Raw genomic sequence first — 18,472 nt, forward strand, 5'->3', positions numbered from 1 at the left:
AGGCCGGCGGCGAAAACGAAGAGACCGAGGGTTGCCAGCAGGCAATCCTCGGTCTCGGTTCGGCTCGCGGAAGTTCCGCCTGCCGAGTAGCTCAGTCCGTCCGAGCGAACTCGCGAGGAGGTTCCTCCTCGGCGAGCAGTGACTTCTCAGGCCGCTGGGCAAGAACGCTCGGCCACCAGATCGCCGGACCGATGTCCAGGTTCAGTGCCGTCACCAGGATCGAGCGCACGATCAGTGCGTCGAGCAGCAAGCCAACGGCCACGAGTACGCCGATCTCGGCCATGAACACAATGGACAACGTTGCGAGCACGGCGAATGTACCGGCCAGCACCAGGCCGGCCGAGGTGATCACATTTCCGGTCGAGGCCAGCGCGATGAGCGCTCCGCGGCGTGTTCCGTGGTGCGCTGCTTCTTCGCGCACCCTGGACATCAGGAAGATGTTGTAGTCGACGCCGAGTGCGACAAGGAAGACGAAGCCGAGCAGCGGCAGTGAGGGATCGGCACCGTTGAATCCGAACAACTCGAAGAGCCACTGGCTCACACCGAGCGCCGCGAAGAACGACAGCACCACCGTTGCCATCAGCAAGACGGGCGACAGCACCGCGCGCAGCAGGAGCATCAAGATCAACATGACCATGACGAGCACCAACGGCACGATCACCTTGTTGTCTCGCACCTGGGCACGCTCGGTATCGAGCGTGACGGCCGTATTTCCACCGACCTTCGCTTCGGCACCATCGATCGCATGCACCGCGGAACGGGCACGGTCGATCGTGTCCTCCGCGGCCTTGCTGTCGGGAGGATCGGCGAGTGTGCCTTCGATGTAGAACTGCCCGTCCTTCACCACCGGACTTTTGACGGGTCCGATGCGATCGACGCTCGTCAATGCGGACTGGACGGCCGATACGTGGTCGGCAGAGCCAACGATGAAGAACGGGTTGCCGGCGCCGATGTCGAAGTGCCGACCGAGAATCTCCTCACCGGCCACTGCGTCGGCCTCGCCGACGAACGAGTCCCTGGTCGCGATTCCGTCCGCTTCGAAGCCGATCACGCCGATTGCCGCCACGAGCAGTACCGCTACTGTGCTGATCCATACTGTCCGCGGCCGAGTCGCGACCGCGTTGCCGATACGTTTCCAGATCCCGTTTTCGCTCGGTTCGACGGAACCAACCTCAGGGTGACGTGGCCAAAAGATCCATCGACCAGCAATCACCAGCAGCGCGGGCAGCAATGTGATCATCACGGCGAACGAGACCACAACGCCGATTGCGCAAACCGGTCCCAGCCCCTTGGTCGAGTTCATGTCGGCGGCGAGGAAAGCGAGCATTCCCACCACGACCGTCGCCGCGCTGGCCATGATCGCTGGAGCGGCCCGCTGCAGCGCGATCGCCATCGCCTCGTGGCGGTCCTCATGCCGTCGCAGTTCCTCGCGATAGCGCGCCACCAGCAGCAACGCATAGTCGGTGCCCGCGCCGAATACGAGCACCATCAGCGCGGACGCACCCATCGCGGTGACCGTCACGTCGGCCTTGGTCGCCAAGTACACGGCGCCCTGCGCGACCACTAAGCCGAGTAACACTGCGATGAGCGGCAACAACCACAGCACGGGACCGTAACTGATCAACAGGACAACGATGACGACAGCGGCCGCCGCGAAGACCAGGACACCGTCGATAGCACCGAACGCCCATCCGTAGCCCGCCTCGTACCCGACAGGGCCCGTGATATGGAACGCGAGGCCGTCGGTCCGCGGAGGCAATTGCTCCTTGAGCTCGTCCACGATTTCCGCGATGTCCGGCCAGGCACCGCCTGCCGTGTGTATCGGGAGCAAGACCTGTAGCGCCTGTCCATCCTTCGACGGCACCGGCCCGACAACCTTTTCCGCGATGACATGCTCGCTCTTCCTGAGCGCTGCGACGTCGGCCTCGGCTGCCGACACGTCGGCGGGTGTGATGCCGCTCGGACGTTCGTACACGAGGACGGCGGACGATTCGTCCGCATCGAGGAACTTTTGCGAGGCTTCGAAGGCGCGGGTTGATTCCGCGCTGCCGGGCAACCACTCCACCGCGTCGTTCGTCTGGGCGCCTTTCAACTCGGAAGCCAATCCGCCGATTGCGACCAGCGCGATGATCCATGCGATAAGAACGACCCACTTGGACCTTCTGCCAGTGGGGATTCGCGCGAGTCGGCCAAGGGTACCGGTCGCGTCGAACGTCGAACGACTCATCGATTCCTCCGTCGTGAACTACAGCGGATCGCGTCCGATCACCGACATCACAAGCGTGACATACACATTCGGAACCTGTCACGCCGTGTGTCAGGACGCGGACTCTCGCCTTTGGTTGGAGTGCAGTGTCGGGTTACGGTGGTGGCCAGGCGGCGAAGAAAGAAGGGCCGAAGCGACCCTTCTTCCCGGCTAGCCGACCAGATAACGCTGGATAGTTGGCGCGATGACGCCGAGGATCTCATCGGGCGCCGCCGAGGCAATCGGCTCCACCTGCACAACGTAGCGCAGCATGATCACGCCCATCACCTGCGACACCGCCGCGTTGAGGTGCAACGGCGGCACCCCGAGCAGCTTCGCCGTCTCCTCGATAGTCTTGGGCGGGTCCTCCATCTTCCCGACCGCCTGCGCAAACACCGTAGAGGACATGAACTCTCGCATCTGTGTCGCACCCGCGTCGCTGGTGAACGCGGCGCGATACCGCTCGAGGAGCGACGGCCTCAGCTGGGGATCGTCCCAGAACTGCAGAAAGGTACGGATGAGATTCTCGCCCAACTGCTCTCGTTCCCCGGTGTCCGACCCGACCGCGGCCGCGGCCAGCGCCTCCCCGTATGCGGTCAGGGCGTCCGACCCTTCCGTATCGGCTGCTGTGGACATTTTCCCTCCATCTATCAGCCCCGCTCGAGCAGGGACTCGGTAATTCAAAGGTCACTATGGTGATCGAAAAGTAACTATGCCGACTCGCGCTATACGCTGTCCTCGATAGCGTCGAACACTTCCAATTTCCGCCACGTCGGATGCGGCTCCTGAAAATACCAGCCGAGTTTGTAATTCTCGCCATTGGACGACAGTACGCCACCGTAGACAATGATCCGCTTGCCGGAGTACGAGTACGGAGCATCCTTCATGAATCGGCTGATTGCCGGCCCGGCCGGCGTCGGAAGCGGTATCGGCTCCGGAGTTACGGCGGAAAAGCATATCCGCTGGACCTCCGGAGCATCCCAGCTGAAGGTCGGATATATCGAGAAGGATTTCTGGACGAACTCCATCATTTGCTCGCTCGGTTCCGGAAGCCCGAGGTCGCGAAGCATCGATGAGACCGTCTCCGGCTCCAGGATGCCTTCGGGAAGCCCGCCGAAGTACACATTGATCGTCCTGGACTGGTAGTCGATCGCGAGCATCGAGACGTTCTCATCCAGGCCATAGCGTGCGAGACACTCGGCATTCGCCGCCAGACCGGGCGGAATGGACGGCAGGCCGGACAGCGTCGCAAGTGTTTGCCAGTTGTCGAGCGGAAACCCGACATAGGATTTCCGGAAACCGCGAATCACTCCGCAGTCGACACCGTAAGCGGTAATGTCACATCGATCTCGTATTTCCGAGAGCAGCGTCGCGGCGGGATGGCCGGTCTCCGCAATGAATCCGTTCAATACCGCAAGGTCGTATGGATCGACATCGCTCGGGGGCACGCTGAAGGTAATTTCGATCTCACCGCTGCGTGGCTCGTCCGCGTCGATGCCGAGGACGACCATGGATTCCGCGAGTACGTCTCGGTACGCGGTGAGAACCGGCGAAACCTTGTCGAATGAGCAGGCCACACCCAGCGACCGAGCCGTTTCCTCGACGACCGACAAAATCACAGCCGCTCTGTCGGTATCAGGCATTTTGCCTCCAAGGAGTTGAATTGTAATTACCGGGCGAAAATCAACGTTGCGGGCGATGGCGTCGGGTGGAATGCGACGTCGTCGAAGCCGGCCTTGCTGAGCCAGGTGTGGTAATCGGCCCGCCGCCAGGTCCCGCCCTGCCGGCTCTTGAGCAGCATTTCCGCGCCGAACATCAGAGCGAAGGGCGGGCCGCTGCGGTCGTCATCGACAACGAAGTCACAGATGATCAATGTGCCGCCGGGCTTGAGTGCCGCCCTGAGCTTCGCGAAGATCGCGACGTTCTCCTCCGGACCTTCCTGGTGCGCGATATGGGAGTACACCGCGACGTCGTACACGTCTGCGCCGAAGTCGGTGGTATGGAAGTCACCGTCGATGCAGGTGAACCGGTCTGCCACGCCTCGCCCGGCAAGCAGTCGGCCGGCGATTGCGTTCACGGGTGCCCAGTCGAGTTGAGTCGAGCGCGCCGCGGGGTTGCGCTCGAGCCAGATCGCCGAGTAGATGCCCGAACCGCCGCCCACGTCGAGGATGGAGATCTCGCCGGCAGCCGCCAGCTGCAACAGGTCTGCGGCGAGCGTCGCCACCGGAACAGACTGCGCGGCAATGGCCGGGACAACCTCCGCCCAGTGCGGATTGTCGGCCACCTCCACCGCCGGATTCGCCATCGGCCCTCCCCCGCGGACGACGTCGGGCAGAGTCGCCAAGGTGCCCATCTGGGTCAGCTTGAGTGTGGCGAATCTGCTCAAGCAGGTGGGTTTGCCGTCGACCAGGAACGCGGCCGCTTCTGCGGTGTTGCGGTACCGACCATCGCGCAGCTCGACCAGGCCGAGGCTGACCAGCCCGTCGAGGAGGGTTCGCGCTCCCCGCTGGGAGATCCCCGCGCGGACGGCGAGCTCGTCGGCAGTGTCCGCGCCGCCTTCGAGGTGGGTGAACAGCGAGTGGCTCGCCGAGGCGCCGACGATGCCGGTGGCCCAGTAGCCGTTGATCAGCTGCATGATCCTATCCGGGGTCGGAAGAATCTCGGTCATGCTGTGTCCTTTCTGGCTGCCGCCTCCGGGCCCTGACTCGGTCATGCCGCCCCCTCTCGTCTTCCGTATGAGCGTGCGTGGGTTCGGACCGCCGCTCGCAGCGCCTCCGCGACCCGTTCGACCTGGCCGTCGCTGAGCTCGGCGTGCATGGGGATGGCGAGGTTGCGTTGGAAGAGATCGGCCGAGACCGGGCACGGCTGCTTCGGCTCGTACACGGGCTGCAGGTGGCACGCCCACGCACCGTGCCCGCAGCCGATGCCCTGAGCTCGGAGATCGGCCGCGACACCCGCGCGGTCGACCTGCGGATCCAGCGTCACCAGGTAGGACTGCCATGCGTGGGTGCGGTCCTGCGGCACATGCGGAACGGTGAGGAGTTCTTCGTCGGCGAACAGCTCCGCATAGCTCGCTGCGACGGCGCGCCGACGATCCAGCAGGTCGCCAGTTCGCGTGAGCTGTACCTGCAGGATCGCTGCGGCGATGTCGGACAGCTTGTAGTTGTAGCCGACCTCGGTGAATATCGGGATCGGCAGGCCAACGACCTGTGCGTCCGCGAAGATGCTTCCGATACCGAATGACGACCGCAGCCGCACGTCGTCGGCGAGCGCCGGATCGGCCGTGAGCAGGGCCCCGCCCTCGCCGCTGGTGATTCCCTTGCGCCCGTGGAAGGACAGGCAGGACACCGGTGCCAGGGCACCCGCCTGTACCCCCTGGTAGGTCGCACCTACGGCACATGCGGCGTCCTCGATCAGAAACAGATCGCGGCGATCCGCGATCGACCTCAGCTCCGAGTAGTCGGCGGGGAGACCGACCGTGTCCACCACGATCACACCCACTGTTCGTGGACCAACGAGATCCGCTACCGCCCGTGGGTCGACGGTGCCAGTATCGGCACGCACATCGGCGAAGACCGGGACCGCGTCGACGTAGCGCACCGCGTGGGCTGGAGCCGGGAACGTGTAATCGGCAACAATCACCTCGTCACCCGGTTCGACCCTGAGCGCAAGCAAGGCGAGGTGTAGTGCCGCGCCGCAGCTGCTCAATGCGACCGCGCCACCGACTCCATAACGCTCGACCAGCTCGACCTCGAGCGCCTTCCCCCGCGGGCCCTGACCGGCCGGCCAGCCCGAGGCGAATACCTCGGCGACGGCAGCCAATTCCCGCTCACCCAGACTTGCGCGCACCAGAGGAATGGTGTTCATCGTGATTCACCTCCCGCTGCTCGGTGGTTCGTAACGTAGCGGCGTGATCTGGTTGATGTCGTAGCGGTCACGCAGCCGCTGAATGGCGTCGACATCCACCGACCGGCCGGACTCGAAGATCGCGACAATCTCCTCGAAATAGACTTCGTGATCGGGGGATGGGTAGCTTTGAAACAACATTCGAACCGGCTTGTCGGTGGCATTCCTGAATGCGTGCGGACATCCGGCCGGAACGAACATGCAGCTACCGGGACCCCCGCGGACGACTCGATCGCCCTCCGGCGATTCCCAGTCGTGCCAACCGTCGGGCGTACGTTGATTCGGCTCGAAAGCCAGCAGGTCCAGCTCTCCTTCCAAGACGTAGAAGAACTCCTGCGAGTTGCGATGGGAATGCGCCCCGACGTCGAAGCCGGGCGGAACCACCACCTCGAAGCTCGATACGGCGGACCCGTTCGCCCCGGTGACCTTGAAGGTGATTTCCTGCTTGGCTGTGATCAGCCTTCGACCCTCGCCGGGCCGGATAACAACACCGCTCATGTCATTTCTTCCTATGTCAGTCGATATCTCGCTGTAGGCGTGGGCGACGCGCCCGGTTGTCATCGATTCATGCCGCTCGGCGCGTCAACGGTCCATCGACCTACCGACATCTCCGCAGTGATGCCGGGACCAAAACCCGCGATGACGCCCTTGGCGCCGGGCATCGGCGGGTCTTCCTCGAACAGTCGGCGCAGCGCGTCGAATACGACCGCGCTGGCGATGTTCCCGTACTCGGTCAGAGTCGCCCAGCTATGCCGGAACATCGTGCGTTCGACATCGAGGTACCCGCTGAGGTCGTCGAGGATCCGCGGACCGCCCGCGTGAATGATGTAGTAGTCGAGCTTGCCGATGTCCCAGCCATGGTCGGCGACGAGCTCACGCAGTATCGGCGCCAATGGCTCCATCGTCCCGGGCACCCGGCGATCCAACTGGAAGTGGAAGCCGGTCGCACGAACGGCGTAGGAGATCCAATCCTCCGTGTTCGGAATCAGATACGAGGCATTGCGCTCCAGCGCTACACCGGTACCGCCGTTTCCCCGAACTACGGCAGCCGCGACCGCATCACCGAACAGTCCGTCGGACAGCAGCGAACCGACATCGTCGTCGTCGGGTTGGTAACACAGCGAGCAGAGCTCGCACGCCACGATCAGAACATTGCTCCCGGGGTTGGCCAGGCAGAAGTCGTGGGCGCGATTGATCGCCGCGGCACCTGCCGCGCAACCCAGCTGCGCGATGGGTATTTGGCGGGTGTCCGACCGAAACCCCATGGTGTTGATCAGCCATGCGGTCAGCGATGGCATGAGAAATCCGGTACAGGACACATAGATGATCGCGTTGATTTCCCGTTCCACAACACCCGCGTTCGCCAGGGCCTTTTCGATGACCTCAGGACATCGCTTCTTGGATTCGCGCTCGTATATCCTGTTGCGTTCCTCGAATCCAGGGTGGCGCAGGGTGCTATCGATATCCTGTACGATATGCCGCTTCCGTACGCCCGTGTTCTGGATCAATTTGAGCGCCAAAGGCAGATTAGGATTTCCGGCGTGCATCCTTTCGGCGAATTCCAGAGTATCTTCCATGCTCAGGACGTTTTCCGGCACACTCACCGACGGTTTGCATAGCGTCGACATGTCTGGAATCTACTTTCTCGACCGGGGTCAAATTTTCCGGATGAAATCTTCGATACGAAAATGCCGCTGCCCCACGTCTCCCAGGATGGGGATAGCGCAAGGCCATGGCTATAGGAGAATTGCGTTGCGCCCGAACGATCGGGAATCCGCACACTGCAGCGGAAGGCATGTCGATCAATGCTTTCGCACATGGATCAGATGTGCGATCTCATCGATATCGTATTCGGCTCTGTCGCGCAATCCATATCGAGTCAGCCGCCCTCGCTTGGCCCATTGACGGATCGTTGCTTCCTGAATTCCGAAGGCTTCTGCGGCAACCTTCGTCGGCAAAGTTCGCCGTTTCGGCTCTTCCGCCGGGGGGTCGGTGATCAGGCGTTCATCGGACAACCATTCATAAACGGTCCAACGATGTCCCAGCTTGCATCTGACGACAGCGCATTTGTCGATACTGTCCAACTCTACGGTCACCGGCGCAATGCATCGAGGATCGCGACACTTCCCGCTCACCGCTGCCGAGCCGTGTTCTCGCTCCACGAATCGCAAGATGTCGCGGAAGAGATCGCCGATCTCGACGACAAAGTCCGCGGCACTCGGATGGGCTGCCAGCCAGACGGTCCGGCCGACGAGGAACTGCGCTGTCGACGCCGTGTCGCGACGGGGAGGCGAGATCGTGGGGCATTCACTCAGGACGAGATCCACCCATGAGTCCAGGATCGAGCTGATCCAGACCCGCAAGGCGATTGCGCCCGATGAAAGCGGCAGTGTGCGTTGATCACTCCGACGTCCGTGGCCAGCATCCCAATACCCCCATTGGGACGGACCGACACATTGCGCGGCCAACCATGGGAGCGCGGCGAGCCGTTGTTCTGTCGCAGCGATGCAGTCTCGGCACAACCGGAGCGCGATCCCCGCACGGGCTGGAGGCGAGCCGGTATTGTGGCGGTCGACTTCGCATAGCACCGTGCGGTCCGAAGCTGCGGGCATGACATTACTGGTCGGTATTATTTTCATCTACTGGACCTCGTGAATATCGTTCTCGACTCAACCGTCGGCTACGGCATCTCGCCCTGCCGATCAGTCTCCGTGAAGTGCAAGTCATCGTCACCAAAAAAGTGACACATCAACATGCAAGTAAACTCCCGTAATGTTCAGTAATTCTGTTCGACCCATTGCAGTCAGCAGACGAGTTCAGCCCCGAATTTCCGAGGTCGAACTCCCGAAAGGAAACCTACTCGGCGAGCCTGCTCAATTGTCGCGCAAGCATTTCCGCCCGGAGCACGGATGTCCACTCCAGAATTTCCGGGATTCATTTTCTTTCACGTGTGGGACGAAACTCGAACCTGCCCCGAAGACCGAGAACGCAACCGACAATGCTGAACTCGGTAGCGACACAGCACGACGCTGCATTGCAATCGATGGAGGTCACAGCGAATACATCGAAGCCACTACATCAGAACCGCTGAGTTGGGCATGCTTCCGCCCCACAGACAGCGTGACAGAGCCATTGTTCGGCGTCAACTCGACCGCGTCGACTCATCAAAAGTTCCGCGTAGATCGATTCGTCGCGTGAAAAAGTCCGGATCGGTCCGGCGCGCCTCCGTCTGCAAACTGCATGTTTACGGTTCATCCGCATGATGGAGCTGTCGATGGTGAGTCGGAGGGCGATCACACGGTCGGAGGTGTGCGGTATCGGAACGGCACGAAGGCGGCGATTCCGAATTCGGTATGCGCGGTGACCGGTTACCGCCCGGTGCTATGCGCGAGCTGGTGTACGATCCGGATGTTGTTGCGGCACTGGATAAGTGCTGGGTTGTAATGGAACGCGCTGGCTGGTGAGCGGCCGGGCGCCGGCATCGGCGCAGATCGCGCCGTGCTACGCCAGTTCGGGGAGTTGTCGATCGACGACACAGCGGCGTTAATGGTGGGGATGTCGGCGACCATGATCGACTGTCGTTCGGCGGGCCAGTCGCCGCTGGCGGTGAAAGGTCGTTCACATATCAAGCCGGGCTCGTTGCTGACGTCGCGAATCCCGATGCGTACGTGGGCTGATTATGTGGACCGAGAACCGGGCGGTGCGCGACAAGGCCCCAAATGCATGTGCTCGCCGTAGGTACCGATGTGCGATATCGGCCAGGCAAATGATTTGAAGTGGTGCTCACCCCCACAAACATTCAGCGATCCGTCCTTTTCAGGACGCGACAGTACCGCCTGTGGGAGCGTCAGCAGTCTCGTCGGCCAGCCGCAGTCGGGCGCGGTCCGCGAGTGCGGACCAGAAGTGGGCCTGACACTGGGCAACCTGGACGATGGCAGCTGTGCGGTGCTGGGGGACGGCGCTCACAAGAGCTTCGCACTGCGCGGAGGCCGCGACGGATATGGTGAGCAGACGAATGACGGCCCGCCCGCTTTCGCTCAACCGCATCGCGGGATCGCGCCGCAACCGCTGAAGAACCTCCGACACGGCGAGCCCGGCAACCGGATTCGACGTCTGCGCAGCCGACGGGTGTCGCGCACCCGTTGACGCCGTCGCCCGGTCGCGCTCGGTGACATCGTGATGCATGCCTTCGACAGGCGACCGCTGACCAACGAGCAGCGGACTCTCGCCGCGCCCGAGTCGCAGGCGGACGTCTCGAGCGGTGCCGATCGACAGCCCTGATTGCCGCGCGATCTCCGACAGTGAAGCGTCCGGGTCACGGCGGATCGCTTCTGCGGCTAAGCGGCGGCCCGTGGCCGTGGAGGCTGGGCGGACTTTGCCGTCTCGCCCCAGCCGTTCGTACAACTGGCCATCTTTTCCAGTTGCACGGCGCCGAATCGTGCCGACGGTGTTGTGCGACAGTCCGCTGGCGCGTGCGATCAGCCGATCCGACCACCGCGGATGTTTCTCGAGCAGTCGCTCGGCCGCTGCCTTGCGCTCCTTCAGTGTCAGCGGCATGCCGTGCCCGACGTTCGCCCGCACCGACAGTGCGAACAGATCGTCATGGTCGCCGTCGTACAGCCGCGCCGCCAATATCTCCTCGCCACGACGAATCGCCGCTTGCACACGGTACATGCCATCGATCACGCGCATCGTCGGTCGGTGAACGAGAATCGGCGGCAGTTCGCCCTCGGACTCGGCGATCGCGGCGACATACGCTTGGTCCTTGTCACCCAACCGTGGCGTATCGGCAGGACGCAACTGTGATACAGGTAGCGACTCGATCGGAAGCCGACCGATGAATTCATCCCACCCGTCGACCACGGCCTTCATGCTGAATCCAGCAAAACCGTCGATCACGTTGTCCATACCCACACCCCAGGTCCGGTGAAAATCAGGTACACAACAGCGGAAACCCGGAAGTTTATGCTGCCGCAAAATTATAGTCGAGGGTGCGATCCCTGACGTTGACAGACAACGAATGGTTTCCGGCTGGAACTCGTCAAACTGATGAACAACAAGCCCTCGAGGTATGTTTCGGGTGAGCAGTCTCCGGGCATTCGCAAACATCCCTCGATCGGGCCCAGCCAAAGACCACTACAGCCGACGACGAGCCCGCGGCGATCGACACCCCCGCCGCCTTCCGGCGCCTGTTCGATCGGATGCTGGGCGAGCTCTAAACCCCCGCCTGCCCACTGGTGAAACCTATGACCCCATCAAGGCTTTCGGACATCCCGCGGCGCCCCGGTCACCACCGTTCGGGCAACTCGATCCGCGGCGAACACCCTGCCCGCTCCGCGGTGTCGGCCCGAACCCGTCTTCCTGTGCGCCGGGCCCACTCGGCCTGCGCGTCGAGCCGGACACGGTGCAGGCGTGTGGTTGGCGCGATCAGGTCGGGCACATCGCGACTGTAGCTAGTGGGCCGGGTTCACGGCAGGCGGTCGCATCGGGTCGCGGTAGGGCTGTTTGTCTTTCAGCATGGCGTAGCGGATATCGCAGCGGCGTCGGGCCAGGCGGATGAGTGCAGCATTGTGCTTCTTTGCTTCGGCGCGCTTCTTGCGTAGTACGCGGCTGGCCGGCTCGTGCAATGATGCGAACACCGAAAGGAACAGGGCGCGTCCGAGTTTGTGGTTGCCCGCGCCGAATCGGTCATCACACCAGCCTTGGATCTGCGCTACTGGCGTAACCTAGCCGGACCACGAACATCCGAACCATCCATTTCCGGCCGAATAGGGTGACTACCGCTACGGGCCGCGCTCACAGCCCGGAGTGCCCGTGACGCAACGGATGGCAGGCCCCACACGCCCAGCCGATGTTCAGGGATCCAGTCGCGGGTGACACCAGCATCGGCGAGATCACCTGTGGCCGTAGATATTTTCGGAAGCGGAGTTCATCGGGGCTGTGATCGCCGTCGTGCGCTGGTTGACTTTGGTGGTGGCCGATATCGCGAGTGGGCCCACGACCCCGTGTGGGCAGCAGATGGTGTCGTGGCGGACGATTTGGCCGATGCCGCGCCGGCCGATGACCGGGTTGAGCTCTGGCATAACGATGCCGACGCGCGAGAGCTTCATCGTCTCCGAGGGTTGGACGGCGCCCGGCGCCTGCCGCATCAGAGATCGCTACCTCGCACGCCTGCAGAACCTACCGAAGATCCCGGGCGGAGAAATTTGTCGATGTCGATGTGCCTGTCGACGATTCGCTCGAACTGCGCCGCACGGTCGGCGGACTCGTCGCACTCGATCGCGCCGAGCACCTGGTGCCACAGCCAATAGGGCTACCCGCCTCACCGGAGCAAACCACCATGTGCGGCCGTCCACCGACTGCCTCGGTCAGTGCGTTCCGGAGCAGAACGAGTTCGGCGGCACGGCCGATCAGTGCAGACCCGCCCACGTGCATAGCAGCAGCGTAAGCACAATGGGTCGCGACCGCTGTTCATTCGAGCCCGCCGCGAACCGTCAGTAGATGGCCGGCAGCAGGTCGAACGGGTTTGTGCGGTTGCCGAATTCGTGGCGCAGCGCGTGGCGGGCGGCGTGGTAGCCGTTCTTGCCGTGGACGCCGGGGCCAGGTGGGGCAGCGAAGGTAGACGCCGGGTAGTGCAGTGCGGTCAGGGTGCCAGCGGGGGACGGGCGGAAGATCTTCTGGCGGAGGGTCATTGCGCCGACGGAGATGTCACCGCCGATTTAGTTGGGGTTGTGGGCAGGCACGGTGGCGGTGCGGACGGGAGTTCTGCGGCGGCCTCGAGTTCGCAGGTGGCCGTCACGGTCAGGTGTCGGTGCCGGGCTCTACAGTGCCGAATATGACAGTTGCCGACAGCGCATCGCCGTTCGAGGACCGGGGCGGGTATGTCGTGAGCCCGGGCCCGGGTTGTTCCCCGTCGTTCCGGCAGTACGTGGCGTCGGCTCGGGCGGGTGACGTCGATGCCCTGTTCTTGCTCGAATCGGCGGATGCCGACGCGGTAGAAATGGACGTACTGCTCTACAAACTGCTCAATGTCGCAGCAGATTTCGGCCACCCCGAGGCCGGCTCCTTCCTCGTTGACCTTCTCGAATGTTCCTCTCTTCGTTACGACGACGACCGCTTCGCGCAGGGCGATGCCCATTTCCAGCTCGGCCTGGCCTACCTCCTCGGAGCCGACGGCCTGCCGGTGGACCCCGACAAGAGCCGAGCTCATCTCGAGATGTCACACAAGTGCCGGTGGCCCTTCCACGTGCAGCAGGGAGAGAACCTCCTGGCCGAGGCTCGATCGCTGCTGACCGCTGCCCAGCTGATGGTGTTCGACGAGATCTATCGCCCGGGGTGATCGGGCTGGCCGCGTGGAACGACTGGTCTTTGTCATTCCGTTGGTGTGCTGGTTGCTGGCGGCGCAGTCGGCGCAGCATCGCCTATGGGTAGGCGTCACACTAGCGACGATCGCGGCGACACAACTGGTGGTGTCGTTCCTCGCTTGGACACTCCGCGATGTGCAGTACAGCGTCGAGGTGTTGCTGACCCTGGCTAGCGCGGGCATCCTGGTGGCGGGTCTGATCGCCGACCGACGAGCGGGCGGCATGGCTTCACGTCGCACCGCGCTCGGCGGCGCTCTCGTCGTTCTCTACTGTGTGGCAAGCCCACTCGGTGTTTTGCTCATGCTGTGGTTCTGGTCGGACGGCTCGCCGTCCTATGGCGCGAAACCGGTTCCGGTGCCAGCCGCCGATCAGGTGCTGCCACTACCCGATGGCCTTGTGGTGCTCGCGGATTCGTCCTGGTGCTCGGAATCGCGACAAGGCCCGTGGTACCACCGTGTCCTGTCCATCGGCAGTACCGACGGCACGCCCGATAGCGGGGTCGCCGACCGCCTGCTGCAGCATCTGCGCGACTCCCGCGGATTGCCACTCGAGTTGTATTCGAGCGGTAGCGACGGCCGCGGATGGGACATGTGTAGGAACACGGGATGGTGGCTCGCAGTCGAAACCATTGATCTCACAACGAGAACGCCCGGTCCGCAGCACGGGGCTTCAGCCACCGGCTGGCCCGAGGGCGCACCGGAAGGCTCGGTCACCGTGGTGACAATCGGTATGAGCCATCTGCAATGCCAAGCATGATGCCCCCTCATCGCGACGCTGGCGCCGCATGGTAATCGGACTGGTCCTCGGCGTTTCCAATCGAGGTCTGCAGGAATCTCGGCATGCTAGACCTCGCCGGACTCCGTTTGTCCGGTGCGGATCTGTCTCGCGCGAGGACCCACCGTCATCGGCGCCGCCCCCGGCCTGACCGACCGGGGGCAGTCGGCTCGTTGTCTGATCAGAGACGGGTATTACCTCAGGCGACCAAGCCGAGAAGCTGTGATGCTTCGCGGTTGAAGTCCTGGACACTCGGGACCGAGGCGAACGGCTCGAGGCTCCGCTGAAGGTCGCTCACGGCTTCAAGGGATCGCGACGAGTTGACTGTGGCGGTGAGCTGGACGACAACCTTCTGTTGTTCACGATGGGCGTGGAGGCGGCGGTGGGTACCCGGCCGGGCCCGGTTGGCAGTATCCGCTGATTGCGACCGCTCCACATGCTCGACCACAACGAATCAACCGCGGATCACACGCCCGACTCATCAACAACGCTCTGGCAAAGCAACTGTTCCGACGTCAGCAAGACGCGCACGATGATAGCGGCAGAACGCGCACACGGATAGCGGCAGAACGCGCATGTATACTGCGGCAGATCGCGCACGGCATGTGCAATAATACTGCGGTGACCTCGTCCTTCTCATCGTCGCCGATTGGTCGGATTCTTCCCCGCCACGCCCACTCGGCGGTCCATGAAGCACTGGCGGATACTCGCGTCGTCCTGGTTAACGGAGCTCGCCAGTGCGGCAAGAGCACACTGGTCGCCCGGATAGGCAGGGAACTCGGCGCGACCTGGCGAAGCCTCGACAAACCAGAGACCCGACAGGCAGCCGGCTACGACCCCACCCAGTTCGTCCTCGACGATTCCCTATTGATCATCGACGAGGTGCAGCGTGTACCGGAACTGCTGCTGGCCATCAAGGAAACCGTCGACGCCGATGGACGGCCCGGCCGGTTCCTACTGACCGGGTCCGCTCATGTCATGGCGCTTCGCAGCGTTCCGGACGCACTTCCCGGACGCATGGAAACGATCGAACTCTGGCCGCTGTCCCAAGGCGAAATCGACAGCGCGCCGGACAAATTCATCGATTGCGCCTTCGAACGCGGACCACAGCTACGGCATGACGGGGCCGAGAATCGCGATGACTACATCGAACGGATCGCACGCGGCGGATTCCCCGAAGCTGTTGCACGGGAAGGCAAACGGCGTTCACGGTTCTTCTCCTCCTACGTCGCCGATCTGATCAACCGAGACGTGATGCAACTGTCCGAGATCGAACGCACCACAGAGATGTTCACCCTGGCCAACCTCGTCGCCGCCAGGTCCGGTCAACTCCTGGTGCCCGGCACCCTCGGCAACGAACTCGGCCTGCCCAAGGACACCGTCGCCCGCTACCTCCGCCTCCTGGAAGAAGTCTTCCTGATCAAGCGCATCCCCGCGTGGTCGCGAAACGTGACCACACGCGCCGTCGCAACCGCCAAGGTGTTCATGGTCGATTCCGGTATCGCCACCTATCTGTGCGGTGCCGACCCGCGCGCGCTGCGGGCGGTGAACGGCCCCCTCGGACCACTGCTGGAGGGTTTCGTAGCCGCCGAACTCGCCCGCCAACTCACCTGGTCCGATCAGGACGCCCGCATGTTCCACTACCGCACCCGCGACAACGTCGAAGTCGACATCGTTCTCGAGAACAAACGCCGAGAGGTGATCGCCATCGAGGTGAAAGCCGCCACCACCGTCAAGGGCGAGGACTTCCGCGGCCTCCGCCACCTCGCAGATCGGCTCGGCGACGACCTCCTCGCCGGATACGTGCTCTACACGGGCACCGAAACCCTCCCGTTCGGACCAAAATTCCGCGCCCTGCCCGTGAGCGCCCTGTGGAACGCACGACCATGATCGCCTCCCCGGTTCGCGCAATACCCCGAAAAAGCGGTAGAGCCGCAGCCCATTGACCTGCGGCTCTACCGTTCCGTGGGCCTAACGCTCCACAACCCGAACCCTTTGACAGTTGCAGGTCCAGCGATCGCCATCACGCCGGTGGACACCCGGCGGCGGGTACCGCGTAGCGGTTTACCGATGGCAACGGACGCGGACTGAGTTGACCGGCGGTGCCGGTTGAGCCCTGCCGTACCGTGCAGATCTGGAGGAGGTCCGGCGCGTACACAACGTAAGCGAAGCCCTACCCGCCCACCCTTGGGTTCTAGGGGTCGTCGCAACATCCCAGGTCAGGGGATGCGATGGAGTTCGAGGCTCGTGAAGACCGAAAACCGCAGGGACGCAAGAAGTTCGACCGTGAGCGGGCGGCATACTTGCAGCTCGTGCAGCAGGGTTACAGCAATACGCAGGCATGCGCCGTCGTCGGCGCGCGGAACATGGGTGACCGAGCAGGACCATGCCACTGGTCGAACGGTTGGCCTATAGCTGCCGTTCATCTGCAGGTACTCGAAATCGACTACGCCGTCACCCGCTACCAGAACGGCGAGTCACTGACCCAGATCGGCCAACACCTGGGAGTAGCCCACACAACCATCCGCACAGCACTCCAACGTCGCGGTGTCCCGCGACGCGACAGCCATGGTCGCCAATGACCCCGAACTCAGAGGCAAATCATTCCAGCAGTGGGCATTTCACCGACACGGGCACTTCCACGAACGAGTCCGCTCCATCGAAGACGTCCTGTTGCGACGGATCAGCGTGCCAGCGCTGCAACATATCTCAACGTCATCCGGCTGCTGTGCCGACTATCCGAGGAAACGGACGCACAGATTCGAAAAGATAGGCCAGCTCCAGGAGAGTGCGTTCGTCCCCGTAGGCACCACTGACCATAACCGAAAGTGGCACACCGCATTCGGCAAGTCCGATCGGGATCGAGATGGCGGGGGTGCCCGTGATGTTATTGATCGGTGTGTAGCCGACGTATCGCGTGAGCCTGGCCAGCAGCTCCCCGAATGGGACGTTCGGACTCAGGTAGCCGAGCGGCGGGGCCGCGTGCGTGAGTACCGGGGAGAGGACAACATCATATTGTGTCATGACCTCGTCATAGGTCCGCCTCGCTCGAGCCAGCTGATACATGGCCGAACCCGTACGCTGCCAGCGTTCGCGGTAGTAGCGGCCGAGCCCTCGGGTAAACGGGTCGAGCTGGCCCGAGTCGAATGCCAGGCCGTATATGGCTTTTCCGGTTATCGCGGCCAGTTGCGCGAGCAGCGCCCAGTACAGCAGGAAGTCCTCCACCAGGCGCCGTTCGAATGGCAGACCGAGTTGTTCTACCCGGTGTCCTGCACCTTCCAGAAGCTCCGCCGCAGTATCGACGGTCGCGAGCGTCTCAGCGTCGGGTCCATCGCCCGACCCCACCGCCGTGAGTATCCCGACACGGAGGAGACGGTCCGAGGGTCCGCGTACCATCCCGATAGGCGGAAGATCGCGGTTACACCAAATGCGCTCGGCCGCAGCGACATAGACGGCTGTGTCCCGAACAGTCCTGGACAGGATGCCTTCGGAGATGAGCCGAATCGGGAGGCGTCGGCCCTGTGTGTTGTCCCGATGGCGATATCTGGTCGGTTTCAACCCAATCAGGCCAGTGCATGCGGCAGGTATGCGCAGCGAACCACCGCCATCGTTGCCGTGAGCCACCGGAACCACGCCAGCCGCAACGAGTGCCGCCGCACCTCCGGACGAGCCGCCCACCGAGTGGGCCGTATTCCACGGGTTCCTGGTCGGCTCACCGGACTCGAATTCCGTGGTGGGGTTCAGACCGAACTCCGGCATGGCCGTCTTACCGAGCACCGTGACCCCGGTACTGAGGAACTGCCTGGTGAACGCATCGTCGCCCGCCCTGCGACGCGACGGAACCGCCGCGCTGCCGTGGCGCGTTGGCATGCCTGCCGCATCGGCGTTGTCTTTCAGGAACGTCGGCACCCCGTACCAATCGCCGGCCCGATCCTCGGCGAAACGCGCACGCTCACACCGAAATGCGATGGCGTGCAACTGTCCATCCACCTGGTCGGCGCGGGCCGTCGCAGCGGCGGCAAGTTCCGGTGGACTGACCTCACCCCGGCGAACCAACTCTGCCAACTCCACGGCATCGTGCGCGGCCAACACGTCGTCACAGAACGCATGCACTCGATCCAGCATGGCATCGCCTCAAAGGTGGACAGCGATCAATTCACTTCCAGCGTATTGCCTCCTCCGG

General features: G+C 63.2%; 16 protein-coding genes and 1 pseudogene. 4 read left to right on the forward strand and 13 right to left on the reverse strand.

Features of this window, described 5'->3' with window-relative positions:
* Positions 1 to 91 precede the first annotated feature (91 nt).
* The 12 genes and pseudogenes from AB0H61_RS21420 to AB0H61_RS21475 form a co-directional block, all read right to left on the reverse strand.
* A complete protein-coding gene (locus AB0H61_RS21420) occupies positions 92 to 2,227 on the reverse strand; it encodes an MMPL family transporter (RefSeq protein WP_357307117.1) in 2,136 nt (711 codons plus the stop codon).
* Between the two features lie 189 nt (positions 2,228 to 2,416).
* Positions 2,417 to 2,881, reverse strand: a complete 465-nt coding sequence (locus AB0H61_RS21425; protein ID WP_357307119.1) for a hypothetical protein — start codon at positions 2,879 to 2,881, stop codon at positions 2,417 to 2,419.
* 89 nt (positions 2,882 to 2,970) lie between these two features.
* Complete coding sequence (locus AB0H61_RS21430) at positions 2,971 to 3,888, reverse strand: aromatic prenyltransferase (protein WP_357307121.1); 918 nt, start codon at positions 3,886 to 3,888, stop codon at positions 2,971 to 2,973.
* Positions 3,889 to 3,914: 26 nt separating this feature from the next.
* Positions 3,915 to 4,880, reverse strand: coding sequence for a class I SAM-dependent methyltransferase (locus tag AB0H61_RS21435; RefSeq protein ID WP_357307123.1), 966 nt, complete (start codon positions 4,878 to 4,880; stop codon positions 3,915 to 3,917).
* Between the two features lie 74 nt (positions 4,881 to 4,954).
* Positions 4,955 to 6,112: a DegT/DnrJ/EryC1/StrS aminotransferase family protein gene (locus AB0H61_RS21440; protein WP_357307125.1), complete on the reverse strand. Its 1,158-nt coding sequence runs from the start codon at positions 6,110 to 6,112 to the stop codon at positions 4,955 to 4,957.
* 6 nt (positions 6,113 to 6,118) lie between these two features.
* Entirely contained in the window at positions 6,119 to 6,712 is a 594-nt protein-coding gene (locus AB0H61_RS21445; protein WP_357307127.1) for a cupin domain-containing protein, read from the reverse strand.
* Positions 6,709 to 7,728 carry a type III polyketide synthase gene (locus tag AB0H61_RS21450; RefSeq protein ID WP_357307129.1) on the reverse strand — a complete coding sequence of 340 codons (1,020 nt, stop codon included), beginning with the start codon at positions 7,726 to 7,728 and terminating at the stop codon, positions 6,709 to 6,711. Before AB0H61_RS21450 ends, AB0H61_RS21445 begins: the two co-directional genes overlap by 4 nt.
* A 225-nt stretch (positions 7,729 to 7,953) precedes the next feature.
* A complete protein-coding gene (locus tag AB0H61_RS21455) occupies positions 7,954 to 8,478 on the reverse strand; it encodes a hypothetical protein (RefSeq protein WP_357307131.1) in 525 nt (174 codons plus the stop codon).
* A gap of 1,489 nt (positions 8,479 to 9,967) precedes the next feature.
* Complete coding sequence (locus AB0H61_RS21460; RefSeq protein ID WP_357307132.1) at positions 9,968 to 11,059, reverse strand: ParB/RepB/Spo0J family partition protein; 1,092 nt, start codon at positions 11,057 to 11,059, stop codon at positions 9,968 to 9,970.
* 545 nt (positions 11,060 to 11,604) lie between these two features.
* A pseudogene (locus tag AB0H61_RS21465) lies at positions 11,605 to 11,829 on the reverse strand (IS110 family transposase); the annotation flags it as partial.
* Positions 11,830 to 12,045: 216 nt separating this feature from the next.
* Positions 12,046 to 12,261 (reverse strand): hypothetical protein, encoded by a 216-nt coding sequence (locus AB0H61_RS21470; RefSeq protein ID WP_357307133.1) that lies wholly within the window; start codon positions 12,259 to 12,261, stop codon positions 12,046 to 12,048.
* Positions 12,262 to 12,645: 384 nt separating this feature from the next.
* Positions 12,646 to 12,843: a hypothetical protein gene (locus AB0H61_RS21475; protein WP_357307135.1), complete on the reverse strand. Its 198-nt coding sequence runs from the start codon at positions 12,841 to 12,843 to the stop codon at positions 12,646 to 12,648.
* Positions 12,844 to 12,986: 143 nt separating this feature from the next.
* Here AB0H61_RS21475 and AB0H61_RS21480 point away from each other — a divergent pair, with 143 nt between their 5' ends.
* The 4 genes from AB0H61_RS21480 (at position 12,987) to AB0H61_RS21495 (ending at position 16,871) form a co-directional block, all read left to right on the forward strand.
* Positions 12,987 to 13,490: a hypothetical protein gene (locus AB0H61_RS21480; protein ID WP_357307137.1), complete on the forward strand. Its 504-nt coding sequence runs from the start codon at positions 12,987 to 12,989 to the stop codon at positions 13,488 to 13,490.
* Between the two features lie 13 nt (positions 13,491 to 13,503).
* Positions 13,504 to 14,271 (forward strand): hypothetical protein, encoded by a 768-nt coding sequence (locus tag AB0H61_RS21485; protein ID WP_357307139.1) that lies wholly within the window; start codon positions 13,504 to 13,506, stop codon positions 14,269 to 14,271.
* Positions 14,272 to 15,006: 735 nt separating this feature from the next.
* Positions 15,007 to 16,179 carry an ATP-binding protein gene (locus AB0H61_RS21490; protein WP_357307297.1) on the forward strand — a complete coding sequence of 391 codons (1,173 nt, stop codon included), beginning with the start codon at positions 15,007 to 15,009 and terminating at the stop codon, positions 16,177 to 16,179.
* 341 nt (positions 16,180 to 16,520) lie between these two features.
* Positions 16,521 to 16,871: a helix-turn-helix domain-containing protein gene (locus AB0H61_RS21495; protein WP_357307141.1), complete on the forward strand. Its 351-nt coding sequence runs from the start codon at positions 16,521 to 16,523 to the stop codon at positions 16,869 to 16,871.
* Between the two features lie 133 nt (positions 16,872 to 17,004).
* On the opposite strand, the gene AB0H61_RS21500 is transcribed toward AB0H61_RS21495, so the two are convergent.
* Positions 17,005 to 18,414, reverse strand: a complete 1,410-nt coding sequence (locus AB0H61_RS21500; RefSeq protein ID WP_357307143.1) for an amidase — start codon at positions 18,412 to 18,414, stop codon at positions 17,005 to 17,007.
* Between the last annotated feature and the right edge of the window lie 58 nt (positions 18,415 to 18,472).

Origin of the sequence: Nocardia sp. NPDC050710, assembly GCF_040654375.1 — a bacterium.
Classification (GTDB): Bacteria; Actinomycetota; Actinomycetes; order Mycobacteriales; family Mycobacteriaceae; genus Nocardia.